Annotated in this window: 16 protein-coding genes; 6 read left to right on the plus strand and 10 right to left on the minus strand. The window is 61.9% G+C overall.

Features of this window, described 5'->3' with window-relative positions:
* Window positions 1-167 precede the first annotated feature (167 nt).
* The 3 genes from rodA to OHL12_RS02150 all read left to right on the plus strand — a co-directional run bounded on the left by rodA (window position 168) and on the right by OHL12_RS02150 (window position 6,702).
* Window positions 168-1,268 carry a rod shape-determining protein RodA gene (gene rodA / locus OHL12_RS02140; RefSeq protein WP_263412195.1) on the plus strand — a complete coding sequence of 367 codons (1,101 nt, stop codon included), beginning with the start codon at window positions 168-170 and terminating at the stop codon, window positions 1,266-1,268.
* Window positions 1,269-1,793: 525 nt separating this feature from the next.
* The gene (locus tag OHL12_RS02145; RefSeq protein WP_263412196.1) at window positions 1,794-5,513 is read left to right on the plus strand and encodes an Rne/Rng family ribonuclease; all 3,720 of its coding nucleotides are present in this window, start codon (window positions 1,794-1,796) and stop codon (window positions 5,511-5,513) included.
* 205 nt (window positions 5,514-5,718) lie between these two features.
* Entirely contained in the window at window positions 5,719-6,702 is a 984-nt protein-coding gene (locus OHL12_RS02150; protein WP_263412197.1) for a hypothetical protein, read from the plus strand.
* 70 nt (window positions 6,703-6,772) lie between these two features.
* Here OHL12_RS02150 and OHL12_RS02155 read toward each other — a convergent pair whose 3' ends face one another.
* Window positions 6,773-7,186, minus strand: a complete 414-nt coding sequence (locus tag OHL12_RS02155; RefSeq protein ID WP_263412198.1) for a hypothetical protein — start codon at window positions 7,184-7,186, stop codon at window positions 6,773-6,775.
* A 48-nt stretch (window positions 7,187-7,234) separates the two neighbouring features.
* On the minus strand, window positions 7,235-8,863 hold the full coding sequence (locus OHL12_RS02160) for a cellulose synthase family protein (protein ID WP_399260392.1): 1,629 nt from the start codon (window positions 8,861-8,863) through the stop codon (window positions 7,235-7,237).
* A 142-nt stretch (window positions 8,864-9,005) separates the two neighbouring features.
* Here OHL12_RS02160 and OHL12_RS02165 point away from each other — a divergent pair, with 142 nt between their 5' ends.
* Window positions 9,006-9,632 carry an acyloxyacyl hydrolase gene (locus tag OHL12_RS02165; RefSeq protein WP_263412199.1) on the plus strand — a complete coding sequence of 209 codons (627 nt, stop codon included), beginning with the start codon at window positions 9,006-9,008 and terminating at the stop codon, window positions 9,630-9,632.
* A gap of 46 nt (window positions 9,633-9,678) precedes the next feature.
* Window positions 9,679-11,937 carry a GH92 family glycosyl hydrolase gene (locus OHL12_RS02170; protein ID WP_263412200.1) on the plus strand — a complete coding sequence of 753 codons (2,259 nt, stop codon included), beginning with the start codon at window positions 9,679-9,681 and terminating at the stop codon, window positions 11,935-11,937.
* Between the two features lie 55 nt (window positions 11,938-11,992).
* Here the strand turns inward: OHL12_RS02170 and mqnC are convergent, their stop codons facing one another.
* The 8 genes from mqnC to OHL12_RS02210 form a co-directional block, all read right to left on the minus strand.
* Entirely contained in the window at window positions 11,993-13,039 is a 1,047-nt protein-coding gene (gene mqnC, locus OHL12_RS02175; RefSeq protein WP_263412201.1) for a cyclic dehypoxanthinyl futalosine synthase, read from the minus strand.
* A gap of 12 nt (window positions 13,040-13,051) precedes the next feature.
* Entirely contained in the window at window positions 13,052-13,282 is a 231-nt protein-coding gene (locus OHL12_RS02180; protein ID WP_263412202.1) for a DUF3565 domain-containing protein, read from the minus strand.
* Window positions 13,282-13,695 (minus strand): hypothetical protein, encoded by a 414-nt coding sequence (locus tag OHL12_RS02185; protein WP_263412203.1) that lies wholly within the window; start codon window positions 13,693-13,695, stop codon window positions 13,282-13,284. Before OHL12_RS02185 ends, OHL12_RS02180 begins: the two co-directional genes overlap by 1 nt.
* Window positions 13,696-13,713: 18 nt before the next feature.
* On the minus strand, window positions 13,714-14,193 hold the full coding sequence (locus tag OHL12_RS02190; protein WP_263412204.1) for a vitamin K epoxide reductase family protein: 480 nt from the start codon (window positions 14,191-14,193) through the stop codon (window positions 13,714-13,716).
* A 64-nt stretch (window positions 14,194-14,257) separates the two neighbouring features.
* Window positions 14,258-16,594: an LPS export ABC transporter permease LptG gene (lptG, locus tag OHL12_RS02195; protein ID WP_263412205.1), complete on the minus strand. Its 2,337-nt coding sequence runs from the start codon at window positions 16,592-16,594 to the stop codon at window positions 14,258-14,260.
* A 73-nt stretch (window positions 16,595-16,667) separates the two neighbouring features.
* The gene (locus OHL12_RS02200) at window positions 16,668-17,432 is read right to left on the minus strand and encodes a response regulator transcription factor (RefSeq protein WP_263412206.1); all 765 of its coding nucleotides are present in this window, start codon (window positions 17,430-17,432) and stop codon (window positions 16,668-16,670) included.
* Entirely contained in the window at window positions 17,429-18,394 is a 966-nt protein-coding gene (locus tag OHL12_RS02205) for a sensor histidine kinase (protein WP_263412207.1), read from the minus strand. Before OHL12_RS02205 ends, OHL12_RS02200 begins: the two co-directional genes overlap by 4 nt.
* A 127-nt stretch (window positions 18,395-18,521) precedes the next feature.
* Window positions 18,522-19,388, minus strand: coding sequence for an acyl-CoA desaturase (locus tag OHL12_RS02210; protein ID WP_263415053.1), 867 nt, complete (start codon window positions 19,386-19,388; stop codon window positions 18,522-18,524).
* A gap of 288 nt (window positions 19,389-19,676) precedes the next feature.
* Here OHL12_RS02210 and OHL12_RS02215 point away from each other — a divergent pair, with 288 nt between their 5' ends.
* Window positions 19,677-20,660, plus strand: a complete 984-nt coding sequence (locus tag OHL12_RS02215) for a type I phosphomannose isomerase catalytic subunit (RefSeq protein WP_263412208.1) — start codon at window positions 19,677-19,679, stop codon at window positions 20,658-20,660.
* Window positions 20,661-20,666 lie beyond the last annotated feature (6 nt).

Below are 20,666 nucleotides of genomic sequence, written 5' to 3' on the forward strand. Positions count from 1 at the left end.
AAGAACTTGCACGCGGAATCAAGAACTTACGGCATCTCGAAATCCTAAGCCGCCCGGAAAGAAGAACTTGCAAATCCGGTGGGAGGGGGAGGGAAGCTCTTCGACGCCTCATCGCTCTTTGCCCATGCACTGAACTGCTACTCCAGTACGACCTAGATACGACACAGATGTTCCGCTTCTCCAGCTTTCGCGATTTCGATTGGGCGCTTCTCGGCATGGTTCTGCTCATGTCGGCCATCAGTGTTCTCGAAATCTACTCCGCGACACTTCACACGAAGTTCCACGGCTTTCACACGAAGCAAATCGGCTTCCTGCTTGCCGGCTTGGTCGTGATGTTCGTCGTCTCGCAGATCGACTACCACAAGCTCATCGACATCTCGCCATGGGCTTACGGCATCAGCATCGTCTCGCTGCTGGCAGTGCTCGTGGTCGGGCAAAAGGTTCTGGGTGCGCGGCGCTGGATCAAGCTCCCCGGTGGCATCCACTTTCAACCTTCGGAATGGGTCAAACTCGTCCTGATCCTCGCGATGGCCCGGTACTTATGGGGTCTGGTCGGTCGAGAACTCGACTGGCGCGAGATTGGTAAAGCCTTTGCGCTCATCGGTGTGCCGATGCTGCTCGTTCTAAAGCAGCCCGACCTAGGAACTTCGCTTACCTATGTTCCTGTCCTGGTCGTGGGATTGTTTCTTGGCGGGATCCACTGGCGTCGCGCGCTGATCATCGTGGTCACGTTCGCCGTGTTGATCACCGGGATTTGGAAGAGCGGAAAGATCCTGAAGCCCTACCAAAAAGCACGCTTGACCAGCTTCCGCCACCCGGAAGACGACCCAAAAGGCACCGGCTACCAGGTGCGTCAATCCCTTATCGCCGTCGGCTCAGGAGGCGTGTGGGGCAAAGGCGCGACCAAGGGCACGCAGACGCAGGGTGATTTCCTGCCCATCCCCTACACCGACTTCATCTTTGCCGCGCTGTGCGAAGAGCACGGCTTCGTTGGAGCGGCCCTCGTTCTGCTGCTCTACCTATTTATTCTGCTCCGCCTGATCCAGAACGCGCAGACCGCAGCGGATCCGCCAGGGACCTTCCTGATCATGGGAGTCACAGCGGTGCTCATCTTCCAGATCGCGGTCAACGTAGGCATGGTGGTCGGACTGATGCCGGTAACGGGCATCCCTTTGCCGCTGCTCAGTTATGGTGGTTCCAGCGTCATCTTTTCCTTCTTTGCGCTCGGGATGGTGATGAACGTCCGTATGCGACGGTTTGTGAACTAGTCAAAACGTTGAAGGCGGTGCAGGGACCTGTCCGCAAACGCTGGCGCGAAATCATTTCCTGTTGCACAATGAACGCAGCGAAGTTGTACCTGTACCGCCGAGGAGCGGCGGGACGCCGGGCGAACTGTCCGGCAACCAACGAGTTTTGAAGTTTTTTGCACCAACGAACAAGCCGCCGGGCAGAGGGCAACAGTCCACCGGGGCCGATGCAGAACAATGAAGCGGTGCTCGCGGATGGCGAACGTTCCCGCCCGGCCTTTTGGCCCGGTTCGTGTGAACACAAGTCCTGCAAGGGCCCGCGTAAGTTAGAGGTTTGTATTTGGCAAGACCACCGCAGATGCGAAGCAACCATCCTGGCCGTTCCCCAATGGCCGGGCTGCCTTGCGTGCGCCTGCGGTTTTGGCGTGAGCGCATGAGCGTTCCTGCCGGTGTTGCCGTGCATTCTGTCTGCGCCAGCCTTCACGGGTAGCAGCACGCGCTGCGGACCACGGCTCTCTCTCCGCGTGGCGGAAAGAGCAAACAGAAGTGTCCAAAGAAATCTATATCTCCACAACGCCGCATGAGACGCGCCTAGCGATTGTCGAAGACGAGCAGCTTTCGGAGATCTATTACGAACGCGAGAACGAGTACACGCTCGCGGGATCCATTTACAACGGCAAAGTGACACGCGTGCTGCCTGGCATGCAGTCCTCCTTTGTGGACATCGGCCTGGAGCGCGACGCGTTCCTGTATGTGACCGACTTCATGGAGGAACAGGGCGACGCTGCCGACTTTGAGTCGGAGAACGGCGGCAGCCGCCGTGGCCAGCCGCGTGAAGCAGGCAGTCGCGATGAGGGTCGCCGCGAAGAGGGCCGTCGCGAAGAAGGCAGCCGTGGTGCGCGTGATCGTGGCCGCCGTGGTCGCCGGGACGCGACCGAGCCAACGCAGGAGACCACGAGCTTTGATGAGCCGATTGCGCCCGCTCCGGTGGACGAGTCGGCGAACTATGACAACCAGGCGGCGCTGGACGAGCAGGGAAGCCGCCGCTGGCGCGGACGTCGCGGGCGGCGCCGTGGTCGTGGTGGCCGTGAAGGTGGCAGCAGCGACGCCTCGACCGGAGGTTTCCCGGAGCAGGGCGACGTGCGGTCCGATCTGAGTGGCGAGACGATCGTGCTGGAAGGATCGTCGGACGATGAGGTTGAGTTCGACTCAGGCGTTAGCGCTGACGGAACGATCACGATCGATCTGGAAGGAGCTGCGGAGCCCGAGAACCTGGGGCGGCGCAACGTGCACCGGCCCGGCCGCGTTGGCCGGCCAGGCAGCGACGAGCGCGCTGCGCGCCAGAACCAGCCGGAGGAGCGAGAGCCGCGTCAGCGCGATGATCGTGGTCGCGATCGCCGCAGCTTTGGGTCGCGTGACCGGGAAGAGGATTTCGTGCCCGCGGGTGCGGCCGTCACGACTCTGCCGGGCGAGTCGATTCGCAAGTATCGCGATCCGGCCGAAGTGGCGGCCGAAGATGCCGCGCGTCAGGCTGCTGCGCCGCGTGCCCCCGAGCCCTTGGTTGCAGCGCAACCATCCATCGAGATCGTGGGTTGGAATGGTGGAGCCACCCTTCCAGGTGAGTCGATCTCGCGCTATCAGCGGTCTGAACGCTCCAGCAGGTCAAAGTCAGTAGCCGCGGCACCTTCGACGATGGACCAGGCGGAAGATGCGCCGGCGGAGACGCCGGAGGTTGTTGCCGCAGCTCCGGAAAGCTCCGAAGATGCTCTGGAGATGGCCGCGCCCACGACCGCTGGTAGCGCCGAGGTCGTGACGGAAGAGGTTGCACCCAGCCCGATTCCCGACCAGCAGAGCGATGTTGCCGCAGCGGCAGCACCGGATGAGACTGGCGGTCTGACGCAGCACCCGGCCCACGCAGACGAAAGCGCGGCAGTCAGCCCCCAAGTTGTGGACAATGCTCACGCCGCCGTAGAGGCTGCGGAAGAGAACGCCCCGGTGCCCGATGCCGGTGAGTATGAGCCGGCTGAAGGAACAGCCGCGCGGCTGAGCGAGACCGATCGTCGCGATCTGCGGCGCCGTACGCGGCGTTCTGAGGCTGTGGCCGCGGAGACGGGCGCCGACAGCGCCAGCGGCGAGCCAACTGCGGAAGATGTATCCGCGGACACCCACACCGTTTCCGGTGAGGAGCATGAAACGAGGGTGGAGGAATCGGCAGGCCTGATCAGCCTGTTCGGATCCGCCGGTGTACCCGGCCCGGTGGACCACACGATCACACAAGAGTCCGAAGCTCCCACTGCTTCCGAAGCTGCTGTGGACCAAGAGGTGGTGACTGCGCCGGAACTGGAGTCCGCTGCAGGCTCTGCAACTGCGACCGAGATTGGACCGGAACAGGATGCTGAAATCGTCAGCGGGGAGGCCGCCGAGCCGGCAGCGCACGAGTTCACCAGCATCCAGCCGGACGGCGTGATGCTCACTGAGCCGCTGCAGGACAAGGCCGACGCTGAGCCAGAGCAACAGGAAGAACTGGCAACGCCGTTCGACGCTCACGCCTATGACGAGACAGAACTGAGCGTGGCGGAGCTGTCCGGTGCCGAGCCCGTGCCCCAGGTTCATGCGTATGGGGAAGGCGACTTTCACGAAGAGGAGCTGGACGGCGACGAGTACGAGTTCGATACGGCGTTCGCTGCCATTGAAGAGGACGACTTCGACGAGTACGAAGAAGAAACTCTGGATGAGGCTACGGAGCAGCATGCTGACGGGCTGGACCAGCACGGGGACGAGCGGTCGCTGCTGAGCGGAGACGAGGACGAAGACGAGTTAGAAGCCTCGCCGGATACGGGCGGCTTTACGGTAGACGACTTCGGCGGCGAGCCGGACGAGGATGCTGCCGAGGAGACGACCGGGAGCGCGCCGGCACAGGGCGGAGAGCGTCGCGGACGCCGCGACAACCGTCGTGGTGGACGCGATCGCGACCGGGGCGTGCGTGGCGAGCGGCCGTTCCGTGGTGGAGCAGGCGCAGACCGTGGCCGCGGCCGCAGCCGCCAGAGCGTGCAGACCATGGACCTGCCCGCGATCACGGATCTGCTAAAGCCGGGGCAGGAAGTTCTGGTGCAGATTGCGAAGGAGCCGATCGCCAAGAAGGGCGCGCGGATCACGTCGCATATCGCCTTGCCAGGGCGCTTCCTGGTGTTTATGCCAACGGTGAACCACACCGGCGTTTCCCGGAAGATTTCGTCGGATGAAGAGCGCCGGCGCTTGAAGTCGATCCTGTTGTCGGAGAAGGGCGAGCACCAGGGCGGGTTCATCGTGCGGACGGCCGCAGAGGGTGCGACCGAGGAGGAGCTTCGCAACGATCTGCGCTTCCTGATCCAGCTTTGGCAGGACATCAAGATGCGTTCGGAGACGTCGAAGTCGCCGGCGCTGATCTATCACGATCTGGGCCTGATTGAGCGCATCCTGCGCGACCAGGTAACGGACAACTTCTCGGCGATCTGGGTCGATTCCGAGCAGGAGTATGAGCGCGTGCTGCGTTTCCTGCAGCGCTTCCAGCCTTCGCTGGTGCGCCGCGTGAAGCTCTACACGAAGGAAACTCCGCTGTTTGAGCACTTCGGCATTACGCAGGAGATCGATCGTGCGCTGAAGAGCAAGGTCTGGCTGAAATCCGGGGGATCGATCGTGATCAACCAGACGGAAGCTCTGGTAGCAATCGACATCAACACAGGCAAGTACGTCGGCAAGACGGCTCGCCTGGAAGACACCATTCTGAAGACGAACCTGGATGCGATTCCGGAAATCGTGCGGCAGATTCGGCTGCGCGACCTGGGCGGCATCATCGTCATCGACTTCATCGACATGGACGAGCGCAAGAATCGCGCCAAGGTGATGCAGGCACTGGAGGACGAACTGAAGACGGATCGCGCTCCTTCGAAGGTGCTGCCGTTCAACGACTTTGGCCTGGTCATCATGACGCGCAAGCGCGTAAAGCAGAGCCTGGAGCGCACGTTGTGTATTCCAGACCCGGTCACGGAAGGCACCGGCATGATCAAGTCGCCGGTTACCGTGGCGAACGAGATCTATGTGGAGGTTCGCAAGATGTACCGCCACATCGAAAAACCGGACATGATGCTGCGTGTCCACCCGGAAGTGGTGAAGCAGTTGAAGCAGAATGGTGCTCGTCGCTTGCAGGAGCTGGAAGAGATGACACACAAGACGATCCTGCTGAAGAGCGATCCATCCCTGAGCCCGGAGCAGTTCGACATCCACTAGGCGCAGATCGGAAGCATCAGGAACCGTTGAGTTGGAAGAAAACGCGTAAGGGGAGCCACAACGGCTCCCCCTTCCGTGTTTCAGGCGCACAACATGGCGCAAACGGGCGTCGTCTAACGTTCGGTAGAGTACGTCGAACAACTTAGAGGGGCGGCCCGGGTTACAGACCACTACCCAGATCGTCTCGTGGAGGAGTGCCAGACCCATGACTTTATTTTCTCGACCGTTTGCAAAGGCGGCGTTCGTGGCGGGTGCGCTTGCCGCATCGGCAGTGGTGTACGCCGCAACGCCGGCTGCAGCCGAGCCAGCAAACGAAATCTCTCAGATGAATCGTGCCATGCTTACACCGGGTGCGTACTCGCTTGCGGATGTGAATGCAGATCTGCACTACCGTACGGATGGTGTGAGCAGCTCAACCGACGCGGTGACCGACGAAGTTGCAAGCCTGTCAGCCAATCCTGCCGATGCGGCGGAGGGAACCGGCGCGGGCCAGTATGGCGCCCGGCGCCGTAGCTACGGTCGCTCGCGCTACCAGGATCGCTGGCACAACGCTGACGGCTCGACCAAGATCGCCTTTGTCGGCGGCGCGGGTCTGAATGTGCCCGTTGGTAATACGGGCAAGTTCTACACGCCCAGCTACGACGTTGAGGTGGGTGGTGGATGGAACTTCAATCGCACCTTCGGTGTGCTTGCAGAGTTCCACTATGATCACGTAGGTCTTACGGGCGGAGCCATTCAGTACGAGTACAACAACCTGCTGAACGCGGGTGTGACGGCGGATCAGTTGGACGGGTTCGATGCGAACGGACATGTTCTGTCGTTTTCTGTGAACCCGGTGGTGAGCCTGACCCAGAGTCATAGCAAGCTGGGCGCCTATGTGACGGGCGGCGTGGGCTACTACCGGAAGACGACGAACTTCACCCTGCCCAGCATCGGCACGGCGTGCGACTACTACTACTGCTACCAGTACAGCAGCAACGTGAACGTGGACCAGTACACAAAGGGCGGTTTCGGGGCCAACGCAGGCCTCGGCCTGACCTACAAGCTCTCGGAGTTCTCAAGCGAGCGGCTGTTTGTGGAAGCGCGCTACCACTGGCTGAACCTGGCGAACAGTAACAACCAGGACTTCTTCCCGTTCAACCAGCGGAATTCGGAATACATTCCGGTTACGGTCGGTATCCGCTTCTAGCCGGGACCGGTTCAGCGCAGACGAGGAACAAGCCTGGCTTGTTCCTCGTCTGCGTTTACGGGAAGTTCGATTACGGAAGATGCGCCATCAGGAAGAAGACCTTGTTGACGGACAGCGCGAAATACGTGCCCACCAGAAGAGCGCCGACATTCAAGAGCAAAGCGAGCGCAGACATCTGCCCGGGTAGTTGCCGGAAGCTCCGAAGTATCACCAGCCCGAAGATGATGGTGAGTACCAAGGGAAATCCGAGCATGCCGTAGGGCGGCAACGGCGAAAGCGTGGAGCAGAGATAAGTACCGGCGAACGCGGCTAGGCCCCAGACAACGGCGTGCAATGCCGTGTAGGCCGGCCGTACCTTGCTGTTCTGCACAAAGGTGCGCTGACCCAGCCTGGTGATCAGGAAAAGCATCGCCATGTAAACGCCGATTGCGACGATGTAGCCGGCGAACAGCGCTTCAGCAATCGGAATGAAAAAGCCGATCAAGGTTGGCAGACTCCAGGGTTTCAGTGTAGCCGTCAGGCGATGCCGCTGCTAAATGCCGACGGGATAGGGCTTCTCATGCATGGCGCTGCCGGTTCCAAGGCGCTCAAATCTGCCCTGCAGCAGGCTGAGCAGGCCGGTATACCAATAGCCCAATACGAACAGCAGAAGGAATGGCACGGTGAAGTAGTTCTCGCTCGCAATGGCATACCAGACGGTCGCGGCGAAGTAGCAGCCGATGACCAGTTCGATCCAGGGGATCAGGCCGAGACGCTTGCGGTACTTCTGTGCCTGCGTCTTCTCGCCCTTCTTCTGAACTCGATATTTTGGGGTGCGCGCAAAAGCACTCTGCACGCCGAAAAGAGCTTCCAGCACTGCTTTGGTGTTGGTGATGGTCAGGCCGACGCCCAGCGCCATGAGAAACGGCAGATACAGGAAGGTGCGGTACCAGCGCCGGGGAAAGAGCTCCTTCTGAGAAACCAGGTAGAAGCTGGAGATGGAAAAGGTGCTGGCCATGAACAGCGGGAAGTCGATGAGCAGCATCTGCCAGATACCCTGCCACGAGCGGATGATCATGGCAGGCATGAGCAGCGTGCTGAGCACGATCATGAGCGGGTAACTGATGTTGGCGGTCAGGTGGTACCAGGCTTCCAGCTTGGTGTGCCAGGGCGCGTCGGAGTTGAGAACGCGCGGCAGGATCTTCTTGCCGGTCTGGATGAGGCCCTTGGCCCAGCGCGCCTGCTGCGTCTTGAACGCCGTCATCTCGATCGGCAGCTCGGCCGGGCACTCCACGTCTTGCAGATAGCGGAACTGCCAGCCTTTGAGCTGCGCGCGATACGAGAGGTCGGTGTCCTCGGTGAGCGTGTCGTGCTGCCAGCCGCCGGCTTCTTCGATTGCCTTGCGCCGCCACATGCCCGCGGTGCCGTTGAAGTTGAAGAAGACACCAGCGCGGGAGCGACCGCCGTGCTCGAGCACGAAGTGCCCGTCCAGCAGGATCGCTTCGACCTGGGTCAGGAAGCTGTAGTTGCGGTTCAGGTGTGTCCAGCGGGTTTGCACCATGCCTACCGCGGGGTCGGCAAACTGATCGACGACGCGGCGCAGCCAGTCGGCGGGTGGGACGAAGTCGGCGTCGAAGATCGCCACGAGCTCGCCGCGTGCCGTGTTCAGGCCAGCATCCAGAGCGCCCGCCTTGTAGCCGTGACGGTCGGTACGGTGGATGTATTCGATAGGCTGGGGCGGCAGCCCTTCGGTTCCCTCGGCGTAACGCTGCACGATACCGGCCGCTACGTCCCGTGTCTCGTCGGTGGAGTCATCCAGAACCTGGATCTCGAAACGGTCGCGCGGGTAATCCATGCGGCAGCAAGCGTCGACGAGTCGGTCGATCACGTACTGCTCGTTGAAGATGGGAAGCTGAATGGTGACAGACGGCAGATCGGCTTCTGCAAAGCGGGCGGGCGGAGCGGAGGAGTGCTGGGCGCGCTTGCGGTTGCGGTAGTACAGCCACACCAGTTGGTAACGATGCACACCGTAGAACGCCAGGATCAGCATGACGATGAAGTACGGGATGAGCAGAGCCACATCGAACCAGTTCCAGCGGTACATCCCTTGGAAGGTTCGCTGAGCATAGTGGGTTCGCCAGTAGTGGCCGAGGCCGTGGGGTTCGGCGTAGATCAGCGTCAACGCAAGCGTGTGGATCGTTGCGAACAGGGGAATACTCCGAGCGGGTGCGTTGGCTTCAGTCTACGTGAAAGCGCCGGGCGTGTTCCGGCACGGAACGGGCTTCCATTCACGTCGGCGATTGCCGGAATGTCATACTGAGCGCGTGACCCCTCTCCATTCATTGGTCCTGAGTGCTCTGGCGGCGCTTGTGCCGGTTGCAGCGTTTGCGCAATCCTCCACGGAGATTCCGGCCTTCGGTACCGGAACGCAGGTGTTTGGGGCTTCAGCGGAATACGCGCCTGCGGCCGGCGAGATCTGGGGCTACACCACCCACACTCGCTTTGAGAGTTTGCTGCTGCAGTACAGCGTTGCCATCACGCACGGCAAGCGCACACGGCTGCGTTACGCGCCCGAACTGGTTCCGTTTGCAACGCTGCTGGAGCGGACGCCGAGTGAGACAAACCCCACTGCACCTGTGCGCAGCTACGCGTACGGCGCCAGGCCGGTTGGCCTGGAACTGGATTTGCGGCGTGGCAGCCGGGTGGAACCGGTGTTTTCGACGAACGAGGGCTTCCTCTACTACAACCGGCGTGTGCTTTCGCCGGGCGGGTCGCAGTTCATGTACACGCTGGACTTCGGCGGAGGCGTGCGCGTGTTTGCCTCGCCTCAGAACGCTTTGACGGTCAGCTACCGCTATCAGCACGAGTCGAACGCAAACATCAGCTTGCACAATCCCGGGACCGATAACCACGTGATCGCGATCGGTTTTTCGCATTTCACGCGGCGGTAGCGTTTTTACGCAAGCGGTTGCCCGCTTGGTGTAAGGTGCGCTTGTGATGGCTTCCCGGTTGATGGCGGCGTTGGCCGTGGTGGGTGCGATGGCAGGGCAGGGCGCAGTTGCGCAGGGCGATGGACCCAGCAAGTGGGTTGATCCGTACATTGGCGTGGACTGGGGCGGAAACACCTTCGTGGGGTCCACGGTGCCGTTCGGCATGGTGAAGCTGGGACCCGATATGGAGACCTTCGATGGCCGGAAGTCGGGCTTCGGGTACAGCAGCTACGGCCGGATCGAGGGCTTCAGCCACACGCACCTGAGCGGAGCGCAGGGCAAGTACGGCAACATCCTGCTGCAGCCGGTAGTTGGCCCAGTGAAGCCGGGGGACCTGGCGAGCGCTCGCGATGGGGAGCAGGCGCGTGTGGGATATTACCGGGCGCACCTGCAGCGATATGACGTGACAGCGGAACTGACGTCGTCGCGGCGAGTCGGATTTCACCGCTATACCTTTCCAAAGACGGATGACGCGCACCTTACGGTGGACGTGGAGCACTGCCTGAGCCGAGGTAGCGGCAAGGGTTGGGAAGACCAACACTTCGTGGGTGGCGAGGTGCACGTGGTCAGCGACCACGAGGTTGCCGGGTTCGGCCGCTACACCGGCGGCTGGAACCGCGGTGGAGAGTACCGCGTGTACTTCGACCTGATCACGGACAAGAAAGCCACGGCTGAGCGCACATGGACTGCCACAACGCTCACCGAGGCGAAGAACGCCACCGTGTCGACCGAGACGCCGCTGGGAGCAGTGCTCGACTTCAGCACCCGCGACGGTGAAGTGGTGCAGGCAAAGGTTGGCATCTCTTATGTGAGCGTTGATCAGGCCCGGCAGAACGTGCAAAAAGAAGTGCCAGGCTGGGACTTTGCGGCGGTGCAGCGTGCGACCGCTGCGGCGTGGGACAAGCAGCTCTCCGTGCTGAAGATGGGGCCGGCGACGCCCGATGCACAGCGGCGCATGCTGACGACCGCGATCTATCACACCATGCTGATGCCGGTGGACCGTACGGGTGAGAACCCGGGTTGGCAGTCCGGCGAGCCCTATTACGACGACTACTACGCGACGTGGGACACGTTCCGGTCTTCCGGGCCCTGGCTGACACTGGTGGCGCCGGACCGGCAGCGTGACCTGCTGCGTTCGCTGATCGACATTTACCGGCACGACGGCTACATGCCCGACGCGCGTAGCGGCAATGTGAATGGGCGCACACAGGGTGGCAGCAACGCGAACGTGGTTGTTGCCGACGCTTGGGTGAAAGGGCTCGCAGGCATCGATTACATGACCGCGCTGCAGGCCATGATCCACGACGCGGAAGTGCCGCCCACGGACAAGCAGAAAGAGGGCCGTGGCGGTCTGCAGGATTACAACAGCAAGGGCTACGTGACGCTGGCGGATGAGAGGTCCGGGTCGCGCACGATGGAGTATGCGAACGACGATTTTGCAATCGCTACCGTCGCGTGCGGGCTGGGACAGAAGGACGTTGCCGCCAAGTATGCGGCACGGTCGAAGAACTTCGAGAATCTGTGGGACCTGTCGTTGAAGGAGGAGGGTTTCACCGGATTTTTGCGACCGAAGAACCCGGACGGAACCTGGGGTCCGCCAAACACCAAGGTGCGCGGCACGTGGCCCGACTTCTTCTACGAGGGTGATGAGTGGACGTACTCGCTCTACGCTCCGCACGACGTGCGCGAGATCATTCGACTCGCCGGTGGTTCGCAGAAGTTCAACGATCGCCTGGACTGGACTTTCCGGCGCGGTCACTTTGATGTGACTAACGAACCGGGCTTCCTGCTGCCAGTGCTGTACGACTGGAGCGGGCGGCCCGATAAGAGCGCTGACATCGTGCAGCTGCTGCTAGAGAAGTACTTTACCGCGGATCGCAGCGGTATACCGGGCAATGATGATTCGGGAGCCATGTCGAGCTGGCTGCTATTTCAGTCGATCGGTTTCTATCCCGTCGCGGGGCAGGATGTGTATGTGTTCGGTACGCCTGCGCTGGCCGATGTGACTCTCGACGTCGCGCCTGGAAAGCAGCTCCACATCGTCAGCAAGGGCTTCGATCCGAGCGGGGAAGTGCACTACATTCAGAGCGCGACGCTTAATGGAGAGCCGCTGAACCGGGCGTGGTTCCGCCACAGCGAGATCGTGAACGGCGGGACGTTGGAACTGGTGATGGGGACGGCGCCGAGTGATTGGGGCAAGACGGATCCGCCGCCGTCGATGAGTGATCCCGGACCGGGCTTTTGCGAGCGGGTTCCGCGGCACTAGCTCGTTGAGGCAAAGAAAAGGCCCGGCGACGCCGGGCCTCTTTGTCGCTTAGCAACTAGTTCAGGAACATGGTCGTGTAGAGCGTGTCGCGCTGCACGGGCTTGAAGCCGGCGTCGCGGATGATGCGGCGCAGTTCCTCTTCAGTGGTGCAGTTGGCAGTTCCCGCCGCTTTGACCACGTTCTCTTCCAGCATGACGGAGCCGACATCGTTCCCACCGAACCGCAGGCCCATCTGCAGGACCTTGAGCCCCTGCGTGACCCAGCTGCTCTGGACGTTCTCGATGTTGTCCAGGTAGAGCCTGCTAATCGCGAGCGTCTTCAGGTATTCGACAGAGGTCGCCTCTTCCCAGCCGCGGCCGCCGAGCGCGGTGTGGTTGGGCTGGAAGCTCCAGGGGATGAATGCGGTGAAGCCGCCGGTTTCCTCCTGCAGGCGGCGCACCACCTCAAAGTGGTTCACGCGCTGCTCCATCGTCTCGCCTACGCCAAACATCATGGTCGCGGTTGTGCGCATGCCGAGCTCGTGCGCCGTACGGTGCACGCTGACCCAGTCCTCGGTGCGGCACTTCAGGCGAGCGATGCGCTTGCGAACGTCGTCATCGAGGATCTCCGCGCCGCCGCCCGGGATCGAGTCGAGGCCGGCATCACGCAGGCGCGCGATGGTGGTGCGCAGATCGAGCTCGGAGTACTCCGCGATGGCAAGGATCTCGCTCGCGGAAAGGCAGTGAAGCCAAATCTTCGGGAACCGCTGCTTGATGCCGGTGAAGAGTGCCTCAAACCAGTCGATCTTCAGGTCGGGGTGAATGCCGCCCTGCATGAGTACGCCGGTGCCGCCCATCTCCTCCGTCTCGGCGATCTTCTGAAAGATTGTCTCGAAGTCGAGGATGTAGCCCTCTGCGGCGAGCTTGCCCTTGAGCGGCCGGTAGAACGCGCAGAAGGTGCAGTACTCCGTGCAGAAGTTGGTGTAGTTGATGTTGCGGTCGATGATGTAGCTGACGACGCCGTCCGGGTGCAGGCGGCGACGAACCGCATCGGCTTCCATGCCAATGCCGATCAGATCGTCGGACCGGAAGCAGTCAATCGCTTGCTCACGCGTAATGCCCATACAGCCTCTAGATTACGCTCGCGCGTCGCCGGATGCGGGTGGCAGCGGTCCGCTTTCTGCCGCATCGCACAGCTTGCACGGAAGTGTTCGCCCCAGCATCGGGGCGCGGCCTTCCGGCGTGACGACCCATGGGCGCAACTGCCAGGGCGGATCGTGGCGAACGTGTTGGGCATGGCCGCAGGCGAGCTCGGCGACCCAGTCTGACTGCTCGTCCTGGTGGAAACCGGTGATCGGTTGGAGCATCAGCGGTGCAGCAGGATTGAGGCGACCGCAGCGCCACACGCCAGCGCAGAGAATAGGGCGGCGACCAGGGCGTAGGCGCGGGTGACGCGCTGTGCCTTCGCGGCTACTTCGGCTTCGCTGGACAACTGGCGACCGAGAGTTTCGACTGCCTTGTGCAGGAGTTCGACCTTGCGGTCCACCACCGTGACCTGTTCGCGAAGCGTCTCAAGGCGGGCCGTCTGTTCGCCTACGGAGGTGACAAGCCCGGCGTGGGTGCGAGCGATGGCAGCCATCTCTGCATCGACTGTGGCCTTGATTTCGCGGGTATCTTTGCGGAAGCGCTCGCCCAGCCCGGCCACCAATTGCATCAGGTGCGGCGTCACTTCGCGCACCAGGGTGGGACCAAGTTTGGAGAGCAGACCTTCCAGTGCCATTGCGCCAGCTTACACGGGCTAGACCGAGCGCAGGTGCAGACCGGCGCGGGCGCGCTGGCGATTGCCGACGTATAGATTGATGCAGCTCAGAAGAAAGATGACGGCCATGATGGACTGCGACCAGACGCAGTAGATGCACCATTTCTGGAGGATGTATTTCTCCAGGAACGTGAGACCGAGCGCGAGGAAAAGGCCGATTTGGCTGATCTCAAATGCCCAGAAGTCGCAGCGGAAGAGCGCGAGCGCGGCGATGAGGACGTATCCGGCGATGCCTGCAATGGCCACGGGCAGATGACCCTTGGAGTTCGGGTCTTCGTCAAAGCTGCGCGGCGGGAAGACAGCGAAGCGGGAATGATTGACGGCGCCGCAATCCCAATGCTCGTCGACCGCACACGGCGGAGCGACCCCGGGATCCTGCAAGTGAACGCGAAGGGCCAGTACACTGACCACCGCACCGCCGACGGCAAGCAGCGCAATCAACAGACGAAGCAAACGCATACTCTTTTGACTCTACCGTGAGTCGTTGGACAACCGGGAAAAGGAACCTGCTGCGCTGGTTCAGCTATGTGGGCGTACGCAGCAAGAGGTATCCGCCCAGCATGGCGAAGAGCAGGTCAGGGGACCAGGCGGCCAGCATGGGCGGAAGAGCGTTGACGTTGCCCATGGCTTCGAACACGCCGGACACGAGGGTGTAAACGACGGCCATGGCGATGGCGACGCCGACGCCCGCGAGCGATCCACGCTTGCCCATGGTCATGGCAAAGGGCACGGCCAGCAGCGCCATGATGAGAGTGATGAGCGGATAGGCGAGCTTGCGGTTGAGCTGAACGCGCAGTCGCATGGTATCAAAGCCACTCTGCTTCAGATCGGCGATGTACGTGTTGAGCTCGTTGAAGCTCATCTCCTGCGATGGGCGAACTTCTTTCTTGAAGTAAGCGGGCTGTTCGCGGATTTCGGCAAAGCTATTCAGCGTGAATGGCTGATATTGAACCACCGCACCATTCTGAAAGCTGCGCTGCCAACCGTTCTCCAGGATCCAACGCTGCACCTGTGCGTCCCAGTGAGCGCTGGTGGCGTAAATGCGGCGGCTGAGCTGGAAGGTCCCGGGCTGGAACTCAAAGACGGTCAGGTTGGCGAAGACGTCCTTGTCCGGATCGAAGAATTGGTAGTAGAAGATGCGTGCCGGCTGGCCGACGGAATCCTGCTGTCCGCTGATCCACTTGCGGTCGGGGCGCAGAAACGTCTGAGCGGGTTTGCCCTTGATGACGGAGCGCAAGGCTTCCTGCCGTCGATTGGCCAGGGGCAGATAGAACTCATCAAAGGCGAAGAGCGAGACAGCAATGATGGCCGTGAGCACCATGATGGGTGCGATGAGGCGGTAGATGGACACACCGCTAGCCTTCATGGCGGTCAACTCGCTGGAGCGGCTGAGCGCGCCAAAGGTGACCAGCACCGCGAGCAGGGCGCATAGCGGTGTGAGGTTGTACAGCATGTAGGGGATCAGGTTCAGCAGGTAGTCGCCGACCGTAATCAACGCGGTGCGATTGCGGATGATGTCGCCCAGCAACTCAAAGAAGCTGAAGAACAGCGACAGCATGATGAAGCTGACCAGGATGAGCGCGAGTGTGGAAAGAAACTCGCGGAGGACATAGTCGTCGAAGATGAGCGGAAAGCGATTGCTGCGGCGAGGAGTGGGGCGGACTGTCGTCTCTGCCTGCTGCTTTTCCCTGGCCGGGCGGAACCGTTCCAGCGTGGAACGGATCCAGTCCATCGGATTGAGCAGGGCCGCATTGCTGGAACCTAGGTCGCCGGTCGACATGCGCCACAGCAGAAGCGTGCCGAACAGAGCGAAAACCAGATTGGCGCCCCAAACGCCAAGGACCGCGCTGACCTTGCCCTGTTTCGCAAGGGCAACACCTACGGAAGAAAAGAAGTAGTAGACAAAGACGAGCAGGACGGTGAGCACGAATCCGCTGCTCTTGCCGCCACGCCGGGAAGCCAGACCAAGGGGCGTTCCAACCAGCATGAGGACCAGGCAGGCCGCGGGGTAGGAGAAGCGCTTCTGCAACTCGATGCTGTATTGCCGGCCTCCAGGAGCGCGGCTGCGTTGCAGCAGCTCTGTGGGTGAGAGGGCCAGCAGCGGAGTCTCGGAGCGGGTGAGCCGAATGTCGTCCTGCGGGGCGGCCTGGATGGGCGTGTCCGCTTCCTGAAAGGTGGAGATGTCGTACTGGTTTGGATCCCTGGGAGAGATTTCGTGCCGAGATCCGTCTTCGAAGTGCAGCCTGACTATTCCCTTGGGGCCGTTCTGCACGATTGCCTGCTGCGCCGTGGTGATGTAAGGACTTGCGGGCTGCGACAGATCGGCGAGAAAGACGTGCTTCCACAAGGCGGCGCCCTGCGCAACGCTGGCGTCCTGCACGTAGAGAACGTAGTTGCGGAAGTCCTCATAGAAGACTCGCGGCTGCACTTCAAAGCTTGCTTGCGAGGTCTTCAGGTCGTTTTCAAGCCGGAGCAGAGCAGAGGAAGCTCGTGGCGCAATGTACAAGGAGTTCCAAAGTCCCAGAAGGACCGCGAAGCCCGCGGCTATGGAGACGACCCGGACGAAGTTGAAGATGCCGAAGCCCGCGGCGCGCATCGCGGTAACTTCGCTGTCGGCAGCAAGACGGCTGAGCCCAAGCAGAATGCCCACCAGTACGGCCATGGGTATGGTCAGCACGAGCGTGCTGGGCAGGGTGTACAGGATGACGCGGGAAACATCCAGAAGAGAAGCGGACCCGCGGACGACGAGTTCGAGGATGCGGCCGAGGTCTCGGATGAAGAGGACGAAGGTGAAGAGAACTCCGCCCAGCAGCGTGTGCGACAGAACTTCGCGAAGGATGTACCGGGAGAGAATGCGCACGGGCCGAGAGCGTTACCTGTTCAGTGTAAGGTTTGGACGCGTCCTGTCCCGCAAGCGCTTCAACTTTGATCGATCAGGTCCATGTGCCTTCGCCAACGAAGCGATAACCGACGCCGCGTACCGTGAGCAGGTGGACCGGGCGCGATGGGTCGGGCTCCAGGTAGCGACGGAGACGCACGACGAAGTTGTCGATGGCGCGCGTGTCCGTGTCTTCACGAACGCGCCAGACCTCCTCCAGGATCTCGCCACGCGAAACCACTTTGCCCGGCCGTTCGATTAGGTAGCGTAGCAGCTCAGCTTCCATGAGGGTGAGGCGGACCTGCTGGCCGGGCGAGGACAGCTCCAGGCTGTCGAAATGGATTTCGCGGTCGCCGAAGCGAAACAGATGACGCGGCGCAGGTTCTGGAGCAGCAGTCTCGGGTTCTGCGGCAGGCGGTGATTGAGAGCGCTGCCATTGCATGCGGCGCAGCAGGCCGTTGAGTCGCGCCAGCAGGATTGAGAGCTCGAAGGGCTTGGACAGGTAGTCGTCCGCGCCTGCCTCAAAGCCGGCTAGAACATCTTCGGCGCGCCCGCGGGCAGTCAGCATGAGGATCGGCGTGAAGTTGCCGGCTAGACGGAGCTGGCGCGCCACCTCGAAACCCTCGATGCCGGGAAGCATCACGTCGAGCAGGATCGCGTCGGGATTGGAGCCAGCGAGGTACTCGAGCGCGGTCTCGCCATCGGCGGCGTAGTGGGTGCGGTAGCCCTCGACACGCAAATTGAAGAGCACCACTTCTGCGAGATGCGCCTCATCTTCGACCAGCAGCACCAGAGGCGCCGCTGCGCCCTGCGCGTTCAACGCGCAACCTCTGGCGTCGAACCGGAAACAGATACGGGAACCGAACTGGACGGCAGCAGAGGCAACTGCAGCGTGATCGTAGTGCCAAGGCCAGTGCCGTAGCTCTGCGCCGTGGCGTCCCCGCCGTGCTCGCGTGCGATGGCCCGGGTGATGAAGAGCCCTAACCCGGTGCCTTTGATCTTGCTGATCTCGCGCGACCCCACGCGGTAGAAACGGTGGAACACACGCTTCAGGTGAGACGGAGGTATGCCGACACCCTTATCGGTGATGCGCAGCATGGCCACATTGCCACGCAGGATGCTGACCTCAGCCGTGATGTCGACACCGTTCGGCGAGTACTTCACCGCGTTATCCAGCACGTTGAGCAGAGCGGTGCGGAGACTCTGCACATTGGCCGAGACGAACACGCGTTGAGCGCTCTGGTTGTCGAGCCGTACTTGCTCCGGCTGCAGGTGATGCCGACGCACGGTCTCCGCAAGAGCCTCGCTGGCCAGATCAGCGAGGTCTACTGGAAGGCGCGAGGCGTTGTTCCGGATCACGCTCTTGGCGTTCGCTTCGCCGGCGCGCAATACCTGCTCGACCGTGTGCAGAAGCCGATCGTTGTCTTCCATCATGCGCGCGTAGAACTCCTGGCGTTGCGTTTCGTCCAGCGATCTGCGCTGCAGTGTTTCCAGGTAGAGCCGGATGGAGGCGATCGGAGTCTTCAGCTCATGCGTGACCGCGTTGAGGAAGCTGTCCTGGCGCTCATTGCGGCGAACTTCGCGGACCAGAAAAATGGTGTTCAGGACCAAGCCGGCAATCAGTACGGTGAAGAAGCAAATACCCAGGACCAGGAACACCACATGGCGCTGGTGCACGTTCAGGATGATCCAGCCGACATTGAGCGCAACCGCTAGTCCCACCAGGCAAATGCCAAGCGTGATGAAGAAGGCAATCGCGCCGCGGCGGCGGGTGATGTTCATGGACAGAAGTGTAAGAGTGCGACGTGGAAAGGAGAAGAGCCTGCGGCGAACGTGCGGGGTTAGGCCGTCGGACGCAAGAAAGGGCCGGAGATACTCTCCGGCCCTTTCTCTTGATCGTCTGTGCTGCTTACATGCCTGCCGGCTTCGGATCCATCGGGTCCCACTTGGCGACCTGGACCTTCTTGGCAAGGCCGAGCTTTTCCATGACCCAGATGCCGTAGTAGTTGATGTCGAACTCGTACCAGACCAGGCCGTGACGAGCGCTGACGGGGTGTGCGTGGTGATTGTTGTGCCAGCCTTCACCGCCGGTGAGCAGGGCCACCAGCCAGTTGTTGCGGCTGTCATCCTTCGTTTCAAAGCGGCGAGGACCCCAGATGTGCGTCAGCGAATTGACGAGCCAGGTGCTGTGCAGGCCACAGGTTACGCGCAGGAAGGTACCCCAAAGGCACATGCCGATGGCGCCCTTGACGCCGCCGAAGGCATAGCCAATACCCATCTGGGCAAAGCCGGTGAGCGTCAGCGGCAGCCAGTGGTACTTGCTGAGCCAGCGCTGGCCGGGATCGCGGGTGAGGTCAGGAGCGTAGCGGCCCAGCAGGGCAGTCTCGCTATGCAGAGCGCGGCCAGAAAGGATCCAACCGGCATGCGACCACCAGGTGCCGTCGTGCGGTGTGTGGGGATCGCCCTCTTGATCGCTGTTCTGGTGGTGAACACGGTGCGTGGCCACCCAGAAGATCGGTCCGCCCTCAAGCGCCAAAGTGCCGCAGGTAGAAATCGCCAGCTCCAGCCAGCGGGGAACGCGGTAGCCGCGGTGCGTCAGCAGGCGGTGGTAGCCCATACCGATGCCGACATTGATGGCGAGGAAATACATGATGGCGAAGGCAAGCACGTTCTTCCACGAGAAGAAGAACAGCGCCGCGATAGCGCCAACGTGGAACAGGCCCATGGCGATCGCAGTAATCCAGTTCACACGGCCTTCCTGGTGCTCGCGACCCATGCGGAGGTCTTCGCGCACCTTGCGACGCGTCTCTGTAATCAGCGAGCGAGCATCGATGGGCGTGATTTCAGGGTGCGTTGCCGCGCTGGGCTTCTGCGACTCGACCGGTGACACAAGTGCGGACATGGAACCTCTATTCTGAGCAGTTTGCGTTGGCGCGCACACTGTCTATTAGCAACCTAGCAGCGTGTGCGCCGGGCGTTTGTAATGTTTGTGTAAGGTCGATCTGACGCAGCCGTATGTCGTTCCTTGACGTGGCAGTAGGCGTGGAGCCGATACCATAGAACCATGGCCGGAACCCTCGCACCCTTTCTGCTCAAGCCTTTCTTTTCGCCTCGACCGTGGGGACGCGCGAATCTGCAGCCGTGGTACTCGCAGGCAGAGGTCGGGGACTCAGCAGAGCCGATCGGAGAATCGTGGCTGACCGGGCCGCAGAGTGAAGCCCTGGAAGGTCCGGAGGCCGGGCGGACGCTGGCGCAAGTCGCGCAGGAGAACACAGAAGCGTTGCTGGGTGAGTGGCGCGGCGAGAATGAATTTCCGCTCCTGCTCAAGCTGTTGTTTCCGGATGAGAAGCTGTCCGTGCAGGTGCATCCCGACGACGAGCAGGCTCGCGCCATGGGACAGCCGCGCGGCAAGACCGAGTGCTGGTACGTGGTTGACGCAGAGCCCGGCGCGGCCGTGGCCTGCGGTCTGCGCGCGGGTGTAGACCCGCAACAGATGCACGCTGCAGCCACGGACGGGACGATGGAGTCGCTGCTGCGCTACATCCCTGTTCAGCGCGGCGACATGGTGTTTGTGGATGCGGGCACGGTTCACGCGATCGGGCCCGGCGTCACGCTTTTGGAAACGCAGCAGACTTCGGACACCACGTTTCGCCTGTACGACTACGGCCGCCCACGCGAACTGCATCTGGACAAGGGCGTCGCCGTGAGCCGGGCAGAGACGCGCGCCGGCAAGGTGGAACCTGTGCTGATTGCGAATGGCGAGCGGTTGATTGAGGAACAGTACTTCACCGTGGATCGCTTCGTTCTGCGCGCGGGAGAGACGCTGCGATTGGAAGATGCCGTGGGACGGCCGCACTGCTTTACCACGCTGCAGGGCAACGGGATCGTGAGCTCAGAGGCAGGCGCCGGAACGTTGCGATTCGCGGGTGCCACTGTCGTTCCGGCGAGCGCGGGCGCAGTCACGGTGGAAGCCATGGAGGACCTGGTGGTGGTGCGATCGATGCCCTCGCGAGTTCCCGTCGCACCCAGCCACGGGCGGGCGCTGTAGACTCAG

Source organism: Terriglobus aquaticus, assembly GCF_025685415.1.
GTDB classification, from domain to species: domain Bacteria; phylum Acidobacteriota; class Terriglobia; order Terriglobales; family Acidobacteriaceae; genus Terriglobus; species Terriglobus aquaticus.